Annotated in this window: 14 protein-coding genes; 12 read left to right on the forward strand and 2 right to left on the reverse strand. The window is 60.6% G+C overall.

What is annotated here, in order from left to right; all coding sequences use genetic code 11:
* Window positions 1–3: 3 nt before the first annotated feature.
* Genes araD through BLS57_RS12250 form a run of 3 tightly spaced genes read left to right on the forward strand, consistent with a single transcriptional unit; the run spans window position 4 to window position 3,376 of the window.
* Entirely contained in the window at window positions 4–1,746 is a 1,743-nt protein-coding gene (gene araD, locus BLS57_RS12240) for an L-arabinonate dehydratase (RefSeq protein ID WP_093742686.1), read from the forward strand.
* Window positions 1,747–1,757: 11 nt separating this feature from the next.
* Window positions 1,758–2,669, forward strand: coding sequence for a dihydrodipicolinate synthase family protein (locus BLS57_RS12245; RefSeq protein WP_093742688.1), 912 nt, complete (start codon window positions 1,758–1,760; stop codon window positions 2,667–2,669).
* On the forward strand, window positions 2,666–3,376 hold the full coding sequence (locus BLS57_RS12250; RefSeq protein ID WP_093742690.1) for a ribonuclease activity regulator RraA: 711 nt from the start codon (window positions 2,666–2,668) through the stop codon (window positions 3,374–3,376). The genes BLS57_RS12245 and BLS57_RS12250 overlap by 4 nt, the downstream gene beginning before the upstream one ends.
* Window position 3,377: 1 nt before the next feature.
* Here BLS57_RS12250 and BLS57_RS12255 read toward each other — a convergent pair whose 3' ends face one another.
* Window positions 3,378–4,154: a GntR family transcriptional regulator gene (locus BLS57_RS12255; RefSeq protein ID WP_208597567.1), complete on the reverse strand. Its 777-nt coding sequence runs from the start codon at window positions 4,152–4,154 to the stop codon at window positions 3,378–3,380.
* A gap of 89 nt (window positions 4,155–4,243) precedes the next feature.
* Here BLS57_RS12255 and BLS57_RS12260 point away from each other — a divergent pair, with 89 nt between their 5' ends.
* The 4 genes from BLS57_RS12260 (at window position 4,244) to BLS57_RS12275 (ending at window position 9,307) form a co-directional block, all read left to right on the forward strand.
* Window positions 4,244–5,791 (forward strand): UxaA family hydrolase, encoded by a 1,548-nt coding sequence (locus tag BLS57_RS12260; RefSeq protein WP_244153676.1) that lies wholly within the window; start codon window positions 4,244–4,246, stop codon window positions 5,789–5,791.
* Between the two features lie 30 nt (window positions 5,792–5,821).
* Entirely contained in the window at window positions 5,822–7,135 is a 1,314-nt protein-coding gene (locus BLS57_RS12265) for a nickel pincer cofactor-dependent isomerase, group 22 (protein WP_093742692.1), read from the forward strand.
* Complete coding sequence (gene larC, locus BLS57_RS12270) at window positions 7,117–8,316, forward strand: nickel pincer cofactor biosynthesis protein LarC (RefSeq protein ID WP_244153677.1); 1,200 nt, start codon at window positions 7,117–7,119, stop codon at window positions 8,314–8,316. Before BLS57_RS12265 ends, larC begins: the two co-directional genes overlap by 19 nt.
* An 82-nt stretch (window positions 8,317–8,398) precedes the next feature.
* Window positions 8,399–9,307: a LysR family transcriptional regulator gene (locus tag BLS57_RS12275; protein WP_093742696.1), complete on the forward strand. Its 909-nt coding sequence runs from the start codon at window positions 8,399–8,401 to the stop codon at window positions 9,305–9,307.
* On the opposite strand, the gene BLS57_RS12280 is transcribed toward BLS57_RS12275, so the two are convergent.
* Window positions 9,308–10,024, reverse strand: coding sequence for an SDR family NAD(P)-dependent oxidoreductase (locus BLS57_RS12280; protein WP_093742698.1), 717 nt, complete (start codon window positions 10,022–10,024; stop codon window positions 9,308–9,310).
* A gap of 119 nt (window positions 10,025–10,143) precedes the next feature.
* Between BLS57_RS12280 and BLS57_RS12285 the strand changes: the two genes are divergently transcribed.
* The 5 genes from BLS57_RS12285 (at window position 10,144) to BLS57_RS12305 (ending at window position 15,308) form a co-directional block, all read left to right on the forward strand.
* Window positions 10,144–11,013, forward strand: coding sequence for a 3-hydroxyacyl-CoA dehydrogenase NAD-binding domain-containing protein (locus tag BLS57_RS12285; RefSeq protein WP_093742700.1), 870 nt, complete (start codon window positions 10,144–10,146; stop codon window positions 11,011–11,013).
* A gap of 24 nt (window positions 11,014–11,037) precedes the next feature.
* Window positions 11,038–11,868: a 3-oxoadipate:acetyl-CoA acetyltransferase gene (locus tag BLS57_RS12290; RefSeq protein ID WP_093742702.1), complete on the forward strand. Its 831-nt coding sequence runs from the start codon at window positions 11,038–11,040 to the stop codon at window positions 11,866–11,868.
* A gap of 78 nt (window positions 11,869–11,946) precedes the next feature.
* Window positions 11,947–12,105: a peptidase M23 gene (locus BLS57_RS12295; protein ID WP_093742704.1), complete on the forward strand. Its 159-nt coding sequence runs from the start codon at window positions 11,947–11,949 to the stop codon at window positions 12,103–12,105.
* Between the two features lie 223 nt (window positions 12,106–12,328).
* Complete coding sequence (locus BLS57_RS12300) at window positions 12,329–13,504, forward strand: nucleotide sugar dehydrogenase (protein WP_093742706.1); 1,176 nt, start codon at window positions 12,329–12,331, stop codon at window positions 13,502–13,504.
* Window positions 13,505–13,805: 301 nt separating this feature from the next.
* Complete coding sequence (locus tag BLS57_RS12305) at window positions 13,806–15,308, forward strand: ABC transporter substrate-binding protein (RefSeq protein ID WP_093742709.1); 1,503 nt, start codon at window positions 13,806–13,808, stop codon at window positions 15,306–15,308.
* The last annotated feature ends 84 nt before the right edge of the window (window positions 15,309–15,392 follow it).

The following is a 15,392-nucleotide window of genomic DNA, read 5'->3' on the forward strand; positions in this document are numbered from 1 at the left end:
CCTATGACCAATACCCGAAAGACCGCCGACCAATTGCGCAGCGCGCGCTGGTTTACCCCCGACGATCTGCGCAGCTTTGGCCATCGGTCTCGGATGATGCAGATGGGATTGGGGCCGGAGGATTGGGAAGGCCGTCCGGTGATTGGCATCCTGAACACCTGGTCAGAGATGAACCCCTGCCATTTGCATTTCCGGGACCGTGCGGAGGACGTGAAAAAGGGCATCGCGCAGGCGGGCGGTTTGGGGTTGGAGATTCCTACGATCTCGATTGACGAGAGCTTCACTAAGCCGACGTCGATGCTCTACCGCAATATGATCGCGATGGAGACAGAGGAGACGATCCGCTCGCATCCCTTGGACGGTGTAGTGCTCATGGGCGGATGTGATAAATCCACCCCCGGCCTTACGATGGGAGCAATCAGCGCGGGGGTGCCATTTATTTTCCTGCCCGCTGGTCCAATGCTGCGCGGAAACTACGCAGGGCGTGCGCTTGGCTCGGGCTCGGATGCGTGGAAGTTCTGGGACGAGCGCCGTGCGGGCACGATTTCGGCAGAGGAATGGGTTGGCGTCGAAGGTGGTATCGCGCGGTCTTATGGCCATTGCATGACCATGGGCACGGCCTCCACCATGACCGCGATTGCCGAGGCCATGGGGCTGACCTTGCCGGGCGCTACATCGATCCCGGCAGCAGACGCGGGGCACAAGCGGATGAGTGCGTCTTGTGGGCGGCGGATTGTGGACATGGTTTGGGAGGACCTCACGCCAGATAAGATCATCACCCCTGCCGCCGTGCAGAACGCGGCGACGGTGGCGATGGCGACGGGTTGTTCGACCAACGCGGTGGTGCATCTCTTGGCCATGGCGCGCCGTGCGGGTGTGGCGCTGGAGCTCAACGATCTTGATGCTCTGGGTCGGATCACCCCGCTGATTGCAAATATTCGCCCGCTTGGCAGCAGCGAATACCTGATGGAGGATTTCTATTTTGCGGGTGGGCTGCGGGCGCTGATGGACCAGTTGGGCGATAAGCTGGACCGCTCGGCCATTACCTGCACCGGCAAGCCGCTTGAAGAAGGGATCGCAGGTGCGCCTGTCTATAATGGCGATGTAATCCGGCCCTTGTCGAACCCGGTCTATAAGGAAGGCTCGCTGGCGGTGCTGAAGGGCAATCTTTGCCCCAATGGCGCGGTGATCAAACCGGCGGCCTGTGATCCGAAGTTCCACCGCCACGAAGGTCCGGCGCTGGTCTTTGACAGCTATCCCGAGATGAAGGCGGCGATTGACGATGAGAACCTCGACGTGACGCCCGATCATGTGCTGGTGCTGCGCAATGCGGGGCCGCAGGGCGGACCGGGGATGCCGGAATGGGGCATGTTGCCGATGCCAAAGGCGCTGCTGAAGCAGGGCCATCGAGACATGTTGCGGATTTCGGACGCGCGGATGTCGGGCACGTCTTACGGCGCCTGCATTTTGCATGTCGCGCCGGAATCGTTCGTGGGCGGGCCGTTGGCCCTGCTCAAGACCGGAGACATCGTGCGTATGGACCTTGAAGCGCGGACCCTTGACATGCTGGTGGAGGAGGACGAACTCGCCGCCCGCCGTGCTGCTTGGAAGGCGCCGGAACCCCGGTTCGAACGAGGCTGGGGTTATATGTTCCAGCGCCATGTAGGGCAGGCCGATCAGGGCTGTGACTTTGATTACCTGACTGCAGGCTTTGGCCAAGCGGCAGGTGAGCCAGACATTTTCTAAGAGGTTTTCCTATGACACATGATCTGACGAAAGCGCTGACCGGTATCTCGGGAATCCTTGTGACGCCCTACGATGCCGACGGGGAAATCGCGCCGCGTAAGCTGGCCCCGATCATCGACCGCGCGCTTGGGGCCGGGGTGCATATCCCAGTAGTGAACGGCAACACCGGCGAATATTACGCGCTGACCAATGACGAAGCCTGCACCATGGTGCGCGAAGTGGCGCAGATGGTCGACGAGCGCGCGCCGCTGCTGGCGGGAGTGGGACGCGGCATTCGGGACGCCTGCGCGCTGGCGAAGGCCAGTGCTGCGGCGGGAGCCGATGCGCTGATGATCCACCAGCCGCCAGACCCATTTGTCTCGCCACGCGGCACGGTCGACTATGTGCGTGCGGTGCGCGACGCCTCGGGCGGTCTGCCGGTGATGCTCTACCTGCGCAATGACGCAATGGGGCCGGAAGGCATCGCGCGGTTGTGTGAGATTGAAGGGGTCAAGGGCGTCAAATGGGCAACGCCGAACCCCCTGAACCTCGCCCGCGCGATTGAGGCCGCACCCGATGATATCGTCTGGGTCGGCGGCTTGGCCGAGGTCTGGGCCCCCCCGCTCTATGCAGTGGGGGCTCGCGGCTTCACCTCGGGCCTGATCAACGTCTGGCCGGAACGGTCGGTCGCAATTCACGCGGCCCTTTATGCGAGTAACTATGAAGAGGCGAACCGGCTGATCGCCGGAATGCGCGCCTTCGAAGACATCCGCGCGGAAGAGCACAACGGCACCAATGTCACCGGGGTCAAAGCGGCCCTGATGGCGATCGGACAGGATTGCGGCGCCACGCGCCCGCCCTCTGCATGGCCACTGACAGAGCATCAGCAGAAGGTGCTCGACCAGTTTATTTCAGAGAACCGACTTAAGGGAGAGACGGCATGAACCCCGACCTACGTGAGAAATTCAAGGCGGTCTCGGTCGCGACATTGGCCACGGCGCTTTACAAGCGCGGGCTGCGCAATCAGGTGGTGCAGGGCGTTGGGCCAGTGGCCGCTAAAGGGCAGAATATGGTCGGACCGGCCTTTACCCTGCGCTACATGCCAGCGCGGGAGGACCGCAACCAGTTGGTCGAGTTCCGCAATCCCGAGCATCCGCAGCGGGTCGCGATTGAGACCTGCCCCGAGGGTCATGTCTTGGTCATGGACAGCCGCAAAGACGCGCGTGCCGCCAGCGCCGGGGACATCCTGATCACACGGCTGATGATGCGCGGCGCGGCAGGGGTGGTGACGGACGGCGGCCTGCGTGACGCCGCAACCATCGGGGCGTTGGATATCCCCGCCTATCATGCGCGCCCTTCGAGCCCGACAAACCTGACGCTGCATGAGGCGATTGAGATCAACTGCCCGGTGGGCTGTGGCGATGCGCCGGTCTTTCCTGGCGACATTGTCGTGGGCGACGATGACTGTGTGATCATCGTGCCGTCGGACATCGCAGAAGAGGTCGCCGATGAGGCTGTCGAGATGACGGCTTACGAAGACTTCGTGGTCGAGCAGGTGAAGGGCGGAGCAGGGATCATCGGCCTGTACCCGGGCACCAAGCAAGAGAGCCTCGATAAGTTCGCGGCGTGGCGCAAGGCCAACAACCGTTGAGTTAAGGCTTTTCCTGGGTGAAATACTCCGGGAAAGCTGCCCGCTTATCGGTCATACGGTCGACAGTGCGCTGAAGGTGCTGTCGCAGTGCATCCATAGCCGCAGGAGCATCGCCCGCCTCGATTCCGTCAAGAATACGGCTGTGGCCTTCGATGACGTCTTTGTTGTTCAGGATGCGCCCTGCCTCGTCAATGTCGTCCAGATGCAGGCGACGCAGACGCTCAAGGTGGCCCGCATGGCTGCGCATGATACGTTGGCTTTGCACATGGCCCGCAGCGACAAAGAGAGTTTGGTGGAACACTTCATCGAGTTCCTGAAAGGTTGGCACGTCAGAGGGTTGGTCAGAGACACTGCCCTGCAGGGCGACGATGCTGCGCAGGCGGGCAAGCGCTTCGGGCGCAATCTCTTTCGCCAGGCGGCGCACGACTTCCGTCTCCAGCGCGATCCGCATGAACTGTGCTTCGCGGATCGCCGACATGTCGATGGGCGTAACCAGAGTGCGTGACTGCGGGTAGATTTTGACCAGCCCTTCCTTGGCGAGCTGCTGCAGCGCATCGCGCAGCGGTGTCAGGCTGACGCCGTGGGTCTCGGCCAGTTCCGAGCGCAAGAGGGGCGTGCCGGGTGGCAGGTCCAGCTTTACGATCTGGTCGCGCAGGGTGGCATAGACGCCACGCCCTGTCGGGCCGCCTTCGAACAGCCCCAGATCAGCGCCGCCGCCTAGAATGCTCTTGGCGAGGGACTGCGCGCGCGGTGCAGCAGGCTTGTTCGATGACATCATGCAGGCTCTTCCATAGCTGTTCAATCTAATATATCAGTTAATCACATCTTACCGAAGCGGTTTTTTTGACCCCCGACAGGAAGCATCCGATGGACAGCCAAACCATGCAAGAGGCCAAGAATGCAAGAGTGATGCTGTTGTCACCGACTGACAACGTCGTTGTGGCGACGAGCCCTGTAGCGAAGGGAGCGCGATTGCTCGCTCAAGAAATTCGCGCCAACCACGACACGCCGCAGGGTCACAAGATCGCGGTGCGCCCCATCCAACAAGGTGCGCCGATCCTGAAATTCGACACGGTTATTGGCTATGCCGCCGAAGATATCGCGGCAGGCGATTGGCTGCACAGCCACAATATCAAGTTCGACGCGGTCGACAAAGACTATGCGTTCGCCCGCGACTACACCCCGACTGAGCTGCTGCCCCCCAAAGAGCGCGCGCAGTTCATGGGCATCCGGCGCGGGAATGGCCGGGTGGCCACGCGCAATTACATCGGGCTTTTCGTTACTGTAAATTGCTCGGCAACGGTCGCCCGCAAGATCGCCAACTATTTCGACGAAGAGCGGATGGAGGCATGGGAAAACGTCGACGGGGTGATCCCCTTTATCCACGAGTCCGGCTGCGGGATGGAACTGACGGGGGAGCCGATGGACCTCCTGCGCCGGACGCTGTCGGGCTACATCCGGCATCCCAACTTGGCCGGGGCGATCGTTCTGTCGCTTGGCTGCGAGCGCAACAATCTGGCGCAGTTCTTCGAAGAAGAAGGACTGGCCGAGGGCAAAATGCTGCGTACGATCACCATGCAGCATGTCGGGGGCACGGCCCGCGCGATTGCGGAAGGCAAGGACGCGGTGCGCGAGATGTTGGATCAGGCAAACGCGGTGCGGCGCGAGCCCTGTTCGGCGGAGCATATCACCATCGGCATGCAATGTGGCGGGTCGGACGGGCTGTCGGGCCTCTCGGCCAACCCGGGTCTTGGGGCGGCAGCGGATATCCTTGTGCGCAACGGCGGTACGGCGATCCTGTCCGAGACACCTGAAATCTTTGGTGTTGAACATCTGCTGACCCGGCGCGCGCGTAGCGAAGCTGTGGGTCGGAAACTGGTGGAACGGATGGATTGGTGGCTGGACTATACCCGCGGTCGTGACACCCAGATCAATGGCGTTGTCAGCCCCGGCAATCAGGCGGGTGGTTTGGCGAATGTGTTGGAAAAGTCCCTCGGCGGGGCCAAGAAGAGCGGCAGCACCGGCTTGATGGAAGTCTACCGCTACGCCGAGCCTGTGACCCAAAAGGGGTTGGTCTTCATGGACACGCCCGGCTTTGATCCCGTTTCGGCCACCGGGCAGATTGCGGGCGGTGCGAACCTGATATGCTTCACCACCGGACGCGGCTCGTGCTTTGGCTCTTACCCATCGCCCACCATCAAACTCGCCTCAAATACGCCGATGTTCACCCAAATGCGGGACGACATGGACATCAACTGTGGCACCGTGATCGACGGCGAAGCGACCCTCGAGGAACTGGGGCAGGTGATCTTTGACCGCATCCTTGCCATCGCTTCCGGCGAGCAAAGCAAATCCGAGGCGCTTGGCGTCGGTGAAGAGGAATTTGCCCCCTGGCCCATCGGGGTTACGGGCTAAAGTGTTAACGCGTCTGGGAGGACAGCGCAGATGAAACCTAACTATGTGAAACTGGTCGAAAACACGCCGCTGCCCCGCATGGCATTGTGTCGTCAGACCTTTGCCGCCACCCAGATCGATGATCCGACCGCCGCTGTGGCCGAGGCGATGAAAGCAGCCTGCGTCAGCAAGGTGCAGCCCGGCATGTCCATCGCCATCACCGCCGGGAGCCGGGGGCTCGCCAATCTGCCAGAACTGCTCGCGGCCATCGTCGCAGAGGTGCGGGCCCGCGGGGCGCATCCTTTTGTGGTGCCGGCCATGGGTAGCCACGGCGGGGCGACGGCGGAGGGGCAGACGGCGCTTTTGGCGAAGCTCGGGGTGACCGAAGAGAGCCTTGGCTGCGAGATCCGCTCTTCGATGGAAACGGACGAGATCGGCGTGCTCGACAACGGCATGTCCGTGCGGATGGACCGTCATGCAAATGCCGCAGACGGGATCATCTTGTTTAACCGGATCAAGCCACATACCTCTTTCCGCGCGCCGAACGAGAGCGGCTTGGCCAAGATGCTGTCGATAGGGCTGGGCAAACAATCGGGCGCCGAGATGTGTCATTCCCGCGGGATCGACAACGTCGGGATATTTGTCGCGGAAATGGCCCGGATGAAGCTGGCGCGCTGCAAGGTGCTTTTTGGTATCGGCACGATTGAAAACGCTTACGACGGGCTGGCCGAAGTCGTCGCGCTGGACAGCGAAGGCATGTTGGAGGCCGAAGCGCCCTATCTGCAAGACGCCATGCGCAATATGCCGCGTCTGCCGCTTGGCCCACAGGACGCGCCGATGGCTTCGGGCGATCTGGATGTGCTGGTGGTCGATGAGATCGGCAAAGAGTTCTCCGGCACCGGGATGGACCCGAATATCACCCATCGGTTTACCAGCGATAAGATGCAGGTGCATCTGCACATCGCGCGGCTGGTGGCGCTTGGTCTGTCGCCTCGGAGCAATGGCAACGGCAACGGCGCTGCGCGTGCGGATGTCATTACCGAACGGCTTGAGAAGGACTTTGACCGCGAGGCGGTCTATGCCAACGCCATCACCTCGCAGGTGGTGAAACAGGCGAAAATCCCGATGGTGATGCCCTGTGATCGCACGGCGATCCAGACGGCGATCAAGACCTGCGGGGCGGAGGATATCACCAGGGTGCGGATGCTGCGCATCCCTAATACGCTCAAGCTGGAATACCTCTATGCCTCCGAGGCGATGCTGCCGGAACTGCGCGAACGTCTGGGGCTGGAAGTTGTTTGTGATCTGCAAGAGATGCAGTTCGACGCTGGCTTTTTGCGCAACCCGTGGCCGGAGGTGCACTGATGGGCGGGCAGGGGCTGCATCTGCACTTAGACCCGGTGGGCGGTGCTGCGGGGGACATGTTCATCGCGGCGATGCTGCATGCGTTCCCCGATCTGGCAGAGCGCGTCCTGGCTGATGTTGCAGCGGTGCTGCCAGCAGAGGTGGGCCACGCGAAACTGTCCGAACATGTCGCCTCTGGCATCACGGCGCGACGGTTTGAACTGGTGCCGGCCACCGAGGGCGCTGGCGCGCGGCATGGGGCCGAGACGACTTACCGTGCCATGCGAGAGCTGTTGGAAAAGGCGCCGCTGTCGGAGGGCACCGCGGCGGCCGCCTGCGCAATACTCCACCGCATTGCCGAGGCCGAAGCGCAGGTGCATGGCATTCCCATCGACCGGGTGCATTTTCACGAGATCGCCGATTGGGATGCATTGATGGACGTTACCGCCGCGGGGAGCATCTGCGCAGCGCTGACTGGCGCACAATTCTCTCTATCTCCTCTGCCGCTCGGCGGGGGGCTGGTTGAGACGGCGCATGGCAAACTGCCTGTGCCGGCGCCTGCCACGGCGCTGATCCTCAAAGGATACGACTGGCATGATGACGGCGTGCCGGGGGAGCGGGTAACCCCCACCGGGGCCGCAATCTTGGCGCATGTGACCAGTGGCACCCCCACCGCAACGCGGCCTCCGGGGAGGCTGCGCTGCACAGGTTCGGGGGCCGGTACGCGCGTGATGAAAGGGCTGCCGAACATCCTGCGGGTCAGCGTTTTCGATACGGCCAAAGGGGGTATCGAGCAGGACAGCCTGATCCAACTGGCCAGCGACATCGACGATATGACGGGCGAAGAACTTGGCTTTGCCACTGATAAACTGCGCGCCCTACCCGGTGTGGTCGATCTGATTTTGATGGTGGGACAAGGCAAGAAATCCCGCCCCGTCACACGGCTGGAGTTGTTGGTTCGTCCGGATAGCGCGGACACAGTTGCTGCTCAGGTTTTCGATCTGACATCCACGCTTGGCCTGCGTCGCTCCACGGTGGATCGGATGATCCTGCCCCGCGAAAGCGACAGTTCTAACGCACCCCGGCGCAAGCGTGCGGCGCGGCCCGGCGGGCAAGAAACGATCAAGGTCGAGAGTGACGATCTGGCCGACGCCGAAACGCTGCACGAACGGCGTTTGCGGGCGCGGGCCGCGGAGACTTAAGCGTAGGCGGGCGCCTGGGTGATCTATCTTGCTTATCACTCAGGCGCGTGTGAAAACCCCTAAAGTCGTTTCTGGGGGCCGCATGGATAAGCAACTGACCGCCTCGCTGCGGCAATACGAGGTTTTTGTCGCTATCGCTGACACGCTGCATTTTGGTCAGGCGGCGGCGAACCTCGGCGTGGCGCAACCCGCATTGACCCAGCAGCTAAAACATCTGGAAAACGCCTTTGGCGGTGAGCTTCTGTTCGATCGTAATCGCCGCCGGGTGATGTTGACAGATTTTGGCGCGGCGCTTTTGCCCGAGGCGCGTGCGCTGTTGCAGCAGGCGCGCCGGGTCGAGGCGATAGCCCAAGCGGCCCGCGACGGAAAGCGCGGGCGGATCGAGCTCGCCTATGTCGGCTCCGCCTCCTACGGCGGGGTGTTGGGGCGGCTTTTACGTGACTTTCGCGCGGGCGCGGAAGATGTCGACCTCATTTTGCGCGAGATGAATATGGACCTTCAGATCAATGAGATCGTCGCGGGCAGGCTCGATGCGGGATTTGTGCGCCTCCCCCTGTCGGGCGTCCCTGATGTGTTGGAAACTTTGACTGTGCATAGTGAAGACATCATGCTCGCCGTGCCGCCGGATCATCGCTTGGCGGAGGCTGATGCGGTCACAATATCCGAACTGCGCGATGAGGGATTTATCTTTACCCACCTCGGCCCTGATATGGGGTTCGCTGCCTGCGCGTATAAGCTCTGCGCGGACGCCGGTTTCGCCCCGCGCATTGAGCACCGCGCGCCGCAGTTCACCGCAATTGTCAGCTTTGTATCCGCCGGATTGGGCGTGGCATTCGTCCCAGCCTCGGCGGCGCGAATGAAAGACGCAGGCGTCGTGTTTTTGCCGATCCGCAACCCGTCAGTGCAAAGCCGCATTGGATTGGCCTATCTGAAAGACCCAAGCAACCCCGCCCTGCGCCGGCTGCTCGCTGCCGCAACGCCCGAAGGCTGACTAGCCAACCGCCGTGCCACCACAGACGAACACGGTTTGTCCCGTTATAAACCCGCTGCGCGCGTCTGCGAAAAAGGACACCGCCTGCGCAACATCCTCGGGCGTTCCCATGCGGCCTATGGGCACCGCATCGACAATGGCGCGGGTCTCGGGCGCCTCCTTGGGGTTGTTCTCCCAAAAAGCGCTGGTTGCGATAGGGCCGGGGGCGACGCAGTTCACGGTAATCCCGTCGGTCGCCAACTCCAGCGCCCAAGTTCGCGCCATCGACTGGATAGCACCCTTGCTGGCGGAATAGAGCGTCCGGTCGATCTTGCCCTTCGTGACGCGGCTGGTGTTCATCACAATGCGCCCTCCACCCGCCTGACGCATGCCGGGCACCAGAAGCTTGGCCGCAAGGATGCTCGGCCGCAGGTTGAGGTGCATGATGCTGTCCAAGTCATCAATATCCACCGCGTCGAAAGGGGCAGGCTTCACGATGCCGACGTTGTTGACCAGACAGGTGACCGGCCCTTGCGCGAGGATATACTCTAGCGCGGCAGTTGTAGCTTCAGGGTCAGACAGATCGACCTGTTGAGCATCGGGACGCAAGGCTTCGCCTTCTGGCTCAGCGATGTCGAGCACAAAGACCCGCCATCCGTCCGCCGCCAACCGCCGCGCGATCCCTAGCCCGATGTTACGCGCGCCCCCAGTGACAACTGCGTTCCCGAGCCTGCTCATTGGAGAGTTACACTAAAAGACAGTGGGCCAAATCGCGTCATCAGGCATCCTTTCATCAAACCGCTATTTACTTATCACTGTGGCATAGTGATAAGTAAATAAGTTATTGGAGGGGAGCCATGGCAGAACGTATCATTATCGTCGGCGCCGGCACGATGGGTCAATCAATTGGCCGCCTTTTTGCCGCACATGACTGGCAGGTCCACGCCGTGGACCCGACGAAGGCCGCACGCGTTACGTTTTCATCGGCAGTGCCTAACGCGACAGTAAGCGCCACACTTGCTGAGGCAGGGCAGGCGGATATAGCGTTGGAGTGCGTGCCGGAAGATCTGGCTTTGAAGCAAGAGACGCTTGCCGCTCTGGAAGACACGGTTCCGCAAGGGGCGGCGATCCTGTCCAACACCTCTGGTCTCACGCTCGAAGAGATGTCCGAGCGGATGACTCGACCAGAGCGCGCCATTATCACCCATTTCTTCAACCCCGGCGACGTCATCCCCGCGGTCGAAGTAGTGGCTGCAAAGAATGCCCCTGCCGGCCTATGCGACAAGGTCATGACATTGCTGCGCCGCCTCGACAGACGCCCCGTTAGGCTCGACCACGCGCCCCCCGGATTTGTGGCCAACCGCATCCAACATGCCATCATGCGCGAGTGCCTGCATCTCGTGGACGAAGGTGTGGCCGATCCGGCTGCGATCGACGAAATCGTGCAATGGTCCATCGGGGTACGCATGGCGCTGTCCGGCCCCTTCCGGCAGCGCGACCTGAACGGGCTTGGCACACATCTGAGCATCGCCGAATACCTCTACCCCGATCTCGCCGACCGCCACACGCCTTCTCCCACATTGGCCAATCTGGTGGCACAGGGTCATTTGGGCAAACGCAGCGGCAAGGGGTTTTACGATTGGCCAAGCGCCCCCGAAGCAGCGGCTGCGCCTGTCGATGAAAGCCTGCGTCGGGTCATCTCTATCGCCAAGGGCACAGCCGACTGACCCTGCTAATACCAGAGGATTCCCATGACCGAAAAACCCGCAATCATCTGTGTCGCCATTACAGGTTCGCTCCCGACCAAAGCAGACAATCCCTCGGTCCCGATTGATGTATCCGAGCAGATTGAAAGCACACAAGCTGCGTTCGAGGCTGGGGCCACCATCTGTCATGCCCATGTCCGCACCGCAGATGGCTCGCCAACCGCCGACCCAGACCGCTTTGCCCGCTTGCAGGAGGGGCTTCGCAAACATTGTCCGGAGATGATCATTCAATTCTCTACCGGCGGACGGTCGGGGGCCGGAAAGAGCCGCGGCGGCATGCTGCCCCTGCGCCCGGACATGGCGTCACTATCGGTCGGCTCGAACAATTTTCCGAACCGTGTGTATGAGAACCCGCCAGACCTTGTGGATTGGCTTGCATCCGAAATGAAGACTTACCAGGTTCTGCCCGAGATCGAGGTATTTGACCTGAGCCACATCCTGAAGGCCAAGGCGATGGCGGACGCGGGAGAGATCCCGGCGCGGCCCTATATCCAGTTTGTTATGGGCGTGAAAAACGCCATGCCCGCAGACCGCGCAGTGTTTGATTTCTATATCCAAACAGTCAAACGACTGTTCGGCGACGACTTGCCGTGGTGTGCAGCCGGGATCGGGCGGCATCAGGCAGAGTTGAACGAATGGTGCGCCGCTGCGGGCGGCCACCTGCGCACAGGTTTAGAAGATAACATCCGGATGGACAGATACACCCTCGCCTCGTCAAATGCAGCGCTTGTGACCCGCGCAGTTGAGATCTGCAAAGCCGCCGGCCGCCCCATTGCGACCCCACAACAAGCGCGACAGATCTTGAGGCTGTCATGATTTTATTTGCGTAAGCATCTGGCCCTGCAAACCGACTTACCCCTAAACTAACTTCAGACATATTTTGAGGAAATTGACATGAAAAAGCTGATTGGCGCATGCACCCTTCTGGCAGCCCCACTCGCCGCCGATCCCGGCGCGCATATCCATCCACATGGCGATGACCCTTTCTGGTCGATCGCGGCTCTTCTTGTGGCGGCTGTGGTCGTCGGGGCCATGATCTTGCGGCGGAAGTAACGTTCGCTTGTTGGGGCTTTACGTTTAACTTAAGTCGCGATGCGTTCGCTTTGTGGTCTCTCCGAGGCATCAATGTTTAGCGTGGTAAAGCGGTAGCCGGGCAGCGGCTCAGGGACTGCGACTGTAAGAATTTCCTATTCGACTAGGGCCAGCGAACTGTGGCTTTCCAACGGGGCAGGGGCGCTCTATCACGATAGTGAGTAACGCAAAAAGGGCGCCTGTAATGTCTCGAACCAAGATCGCCGTAGCTGGTATCGGCTATGTGGGCCTGTCCAATGCCGTCCTGCTCGCCCAACACAACGACGTTACGGCTGTCGATCTCAATCCGGAACGGGTGGCGCAGGTCAATGCGAAGCGCGCGCCAATCGTTGACCCTGAGATCGAACGCTTTCTGGCGGAGAAGGATCTTCATCTGCATGCCACCTCTGAGGCGGCAGAAGCCTACCGTGATGCTGAGTATGTGCTGATTGCCACGCCTACGAACTACGATCCGCGCACCAACGTCTTTGACACGTCCAGCGTCGAGGCAGTGGTCCAAGAGGTCATGTCGCTGACCACCACGGCGACGATCATAATCAAGTCCACTGTTCCGGTCGGATATACTGCTGCCTTGGCTGCGCGGTTGGAGACCGACCAATTGATCTTCAGCCCCGAGTTTCTGCGCGAGGGGCGCGCCCTTTATGACAACCTGCATCCTTCGCGCATCGTCGTCGGCGAAGATAGCCCACGCGCCCGCCGGTTTGCTTCCCTGCTCGCCGAAGGGGCGGTGGATCGGGACATCCCGATGCTCTTCACCGGGTCTTCGGAGGCGGAAGCGGTCAAGCTTTTCGCCAATACGTTCTTGGCTATGCGTGTCGCCTATTTCAACGAGATGGACAGCTACGCGCTGACCAACGGGCTCGACACCCGCCAGATCATTGACGGCGTCTGCTTAGACCCGCGCATTGGCGATCAGTATAATAACCCGTCTTTCGGCTACGGCGGCTACTGCTTGCCAAAGGATTCCAAACAGCTGCTCGCGAATTATTCCGAAGTGCCGCAGAACCTGATCAATGCGATCGTTGAGGCCAACCGCACCCGCAAAGATTTTGTCTCGGAGCAGATCCTCGCTCTGGCTCCGCGCCGGGTTGGCATCTACCGATTGGTGATGAAGGCCGGGTCCGATAATTTTCGACAGAGTTCGGTGCAGGGCATCATGAAGCGGATCAAGGCCAAGGGGATTGAAGTCACCGTTTACGAGCCGGTGATGGAAGAAGACAGCTTCTTTGGCTCAGAGGTCGTTCGCGACCTGCAGCGGTTCAAAGACGAGGCTGACGTTATCGTGGCGAACCGCAGCCACCCCGATCTTGAAGACGTCGCTGAGAAGGTCTTTACCCGTGATTTATTCGGCGCTGACTAACTAAGAAGTCAACGCATTTCTGCATTTTGTTGGCTTGTTGTATTAGGGCGGCTCAACGCAGCTCTGCCGTATTTTTGGGCGATCGCTGATTGCTTGGCGGGACTGTATTGGTGTTTGGCTGCTGCCGGGCTAACCCAAAAGATGGCGCTTTTCATTTATTTTCAACCGTCTAGCCAGCTCATGCCGCTGCGGATCGATCCCTCCCAGCGAAAACTTTTCGCGACCGCTAGCAAAATAACACTATTCAACAGTTATGATAGTTTGCTACCAACGCTGCAGGGAATCCAACAGGAGAGAACAAATGACCACCGATAAGATCATCCCCGCCGCCATGGCGTTGATGCTTTCGGCTACGGTCCTGTCTGCTCAGGACACGATCCGAATTGCATCGCCAAACAAGGTCACCGTGCTTGATCCAATTGTCTCCGCCGCTGGCGGTAACATCGAAGCCTATGGCCAGCTTTATGCCCGCCTGCTGCGCAAGGGGCCGGATGGCGCTTTGCAGCCGGGGCTCGCGGAGAGCTGGGAGGTGTCGGAGGACGGGCTGACATATACGTTTGAGCTGCGCGACGCTAAATTCTCGGATGGCAGCGCGATCACGGCAGAAGATGCCGCGTTTAGCCTCACGCGCGTCAGCAAAGACGAAAAATCTGCGTATCCGGCAGGGTTTGCACCGATCAAGGAAGTTTCCGCTGTCGACGAAGACACGGTGCAGATCACCTTGGAACATGCCAGCGCGCCGATGCTGTCAAACCTCGAAATCTTTAACGCTGGGATCGTCAGCAAAGCCGATGTGGACGAGCGTGGCGAAGAGGGCGCATTTGCTTCTGATCCGGTGACCTCTGGCCCCTATATGGTCAAAGAGTGGAAGCCTAACGACCGCATCACACTGACTGCAAACCCGCATTACTGGCGCGAAGGTCTGCCGAAGATCCAGAACGTCGAGTTGATCGAAGTCAGCGACGACAATGCGCGGGCCACTATGGCAATGGCGGGCGAGATCGATGTGAACCGCTATGTGCCTTGGGCGCAGGTGGAAGAGGTCAACAACACTGACGGGGTTTCTGTAGCGCTTGAGCCCTCCACCATGCTCTATCTGGTGCTGCCCAATCACGACAAGGCACCTTTCGATAACCTGACCGTGCGCAAGGCGGCGGCTATGGCGCTGGACCGCGAAGCCATCACCAACGCGGTGACCCTTGGCAAGGCGGAAGTGGCCAATAGCACCTTCTCTAACGCGCTGAATTTCCACGACGCAAACTTGCAACCGCCCGCCTATGATCCTGCTGCAGCGCGTAAGTTGCTCGAGGATGAGGGGCTGGTCGGGACCGAGATCACAATGATGATCACCCCCACTTTCGAACAGCTTGCAACCTTGCTGAAGGCCCAATGGGATGCCGTAGGTTTTAAAACTACCGTAGAGCGGGTCGATGCCGGGCTGTGGTGGTCGAACATGGCGAAGGGCGAATATCAGGTCACCGTGAACTGGTACTACAACGAGACCGAGGACCCTGATCTGGCGGTGCGTTGGGCGCTTTGCGACACTTGCGGCAGCCAGTCCTACTACACCAACTATCACAACGAAGAAGTGAACAAGTTGACCGATGAGGCGCTGCGCGAGCGCGACGAGGCCAAACGGGCGGAGCTTTACAGCAAAATCCAGCAGATCACGCTGGACGAGTTGGCCCAGATCCCGCTGTACTATGCGCCTTTCTCCATCGCCTATGCTGACCGCGTGAAGGGGCTGACCCTAACTCCCGCGCTGCAATGGACTTTGGAAGACGCGGAACTGACTGCTGAGTAAGCAGCACACCTAGGCGGCCTGCGAATTGCGGGCCGCCTGAGCCGCCGTGTTTTCAACGCGCCCCAACTCTCTCACTTAGGATGT

The sequence above is a fragment of the Sulfitobacter delicatus genome (genome assembly GCF_900102535.1).
GTDB lineage: Bacteria > Pseudomonadota > Alphaproteobacteria > Rhodobacterales > Rhodobacteraceae > Sulfitobacter > Sulfitobacter delicatus.

What these genes read in the sequence shown, in the direction of transcription:
- BLS57_RS12285 (WP_093742700.1), top strand. Translation starts at nt 10,144, where the DNA reads ATGGCAGAACGTATCATTATCGTCGGCGCCGGCACGATGGGTCAATCA.
- BLS57_RS12305 (WP_093742709.1), top strand. Translation starts at nt 13,806, where the DNA reads ATGACCACCGATAAGATCATCCCCGCCGCCATGGCGTTGATGCTTTCG.
- BLS57_RS12300 (WP_093742706.1), top strand. Translation starts at nt 12,329, where the DNA reads ATGTCTCGAACCAAGATCGCCGTAGCTGGTATCGGCTATGTGGGCCTG.
- BLS57_RS12245 (WP_093742688.1), top strand. Translation starts at nt 1,758, where the DNA reads ATGACACATGATCTGACGAAAGCGCTGACCGGTATCTCGGGAATCCTT.
- BLS57_RS12260 (WP_244153676.1), top strand. Translation starts at nt 4,244, where the DNA reads ATGGACAGCCAAACCATGCAAGAGGCCAAGAATGCAAGAGTGATGCTG.
- BLS57_RS12255 (WP_208597567.1), bottom strand. Translation starts at nt 4,154, where the DNA reads ATGATGTCATCGAACAAGCCTGCTGCACCGCGCGCGCAGTCCCTCGCC.
- BLS57_RS12295 (WP_093742704.1), top strand. Translation starts at nt 11,947, where the DNA reads ATGAAAAAGCTGATTGGCGCATGCACCCTTCTGGCAGCCCCACTCGCC.
- BLS57_RS12250 (WP_093742690.1), top strand. Translation starts at nt 2,666, where the DNA reads ATGAACCCCGACCTACGTGAGAAATTCAAGGCGGTCTCGGTCGCGACA.
- BLS57_RS12265 (WP_093742692.1), top strand. Translation starts at nt 5,822, where the DNA reads ATGAAACCTAACTATGTGAAACTGGTCGAAAACACGCCGCTGCCCCGC.
- BLS57_RS12290 (WP_093742702.1), top strand. Translation starts at nt 11,038, where the DNA reads ATGACCGAAAAACCCGCAATCATCTGTGTCGCCATTACAGGTTCGCTC.
- BLS57_RS12275 (WP_093742696.1), top strand. Translation starts at nt 8,399, where the DNA reads ATGGATAAGCAACTGACCGCCTCGCTGCGGCAATACGAGGTTTTTGTC.
- araD (WP_093742686.1), top strand. Translation starts at nt 4, where the DNA reads ATGACCAATACCCGAAAGACCGCCGACCAATTGCGCAGCGCGCGCTGG.
- BLS57_RS12280 (WP_093742698.1), bottom strand. Translation starts at nt 10,024, where the DNA reads ATGAGCAGGCTCGGGAACGCAGTTGTCACTGGGGGCGCGCGTAACATC.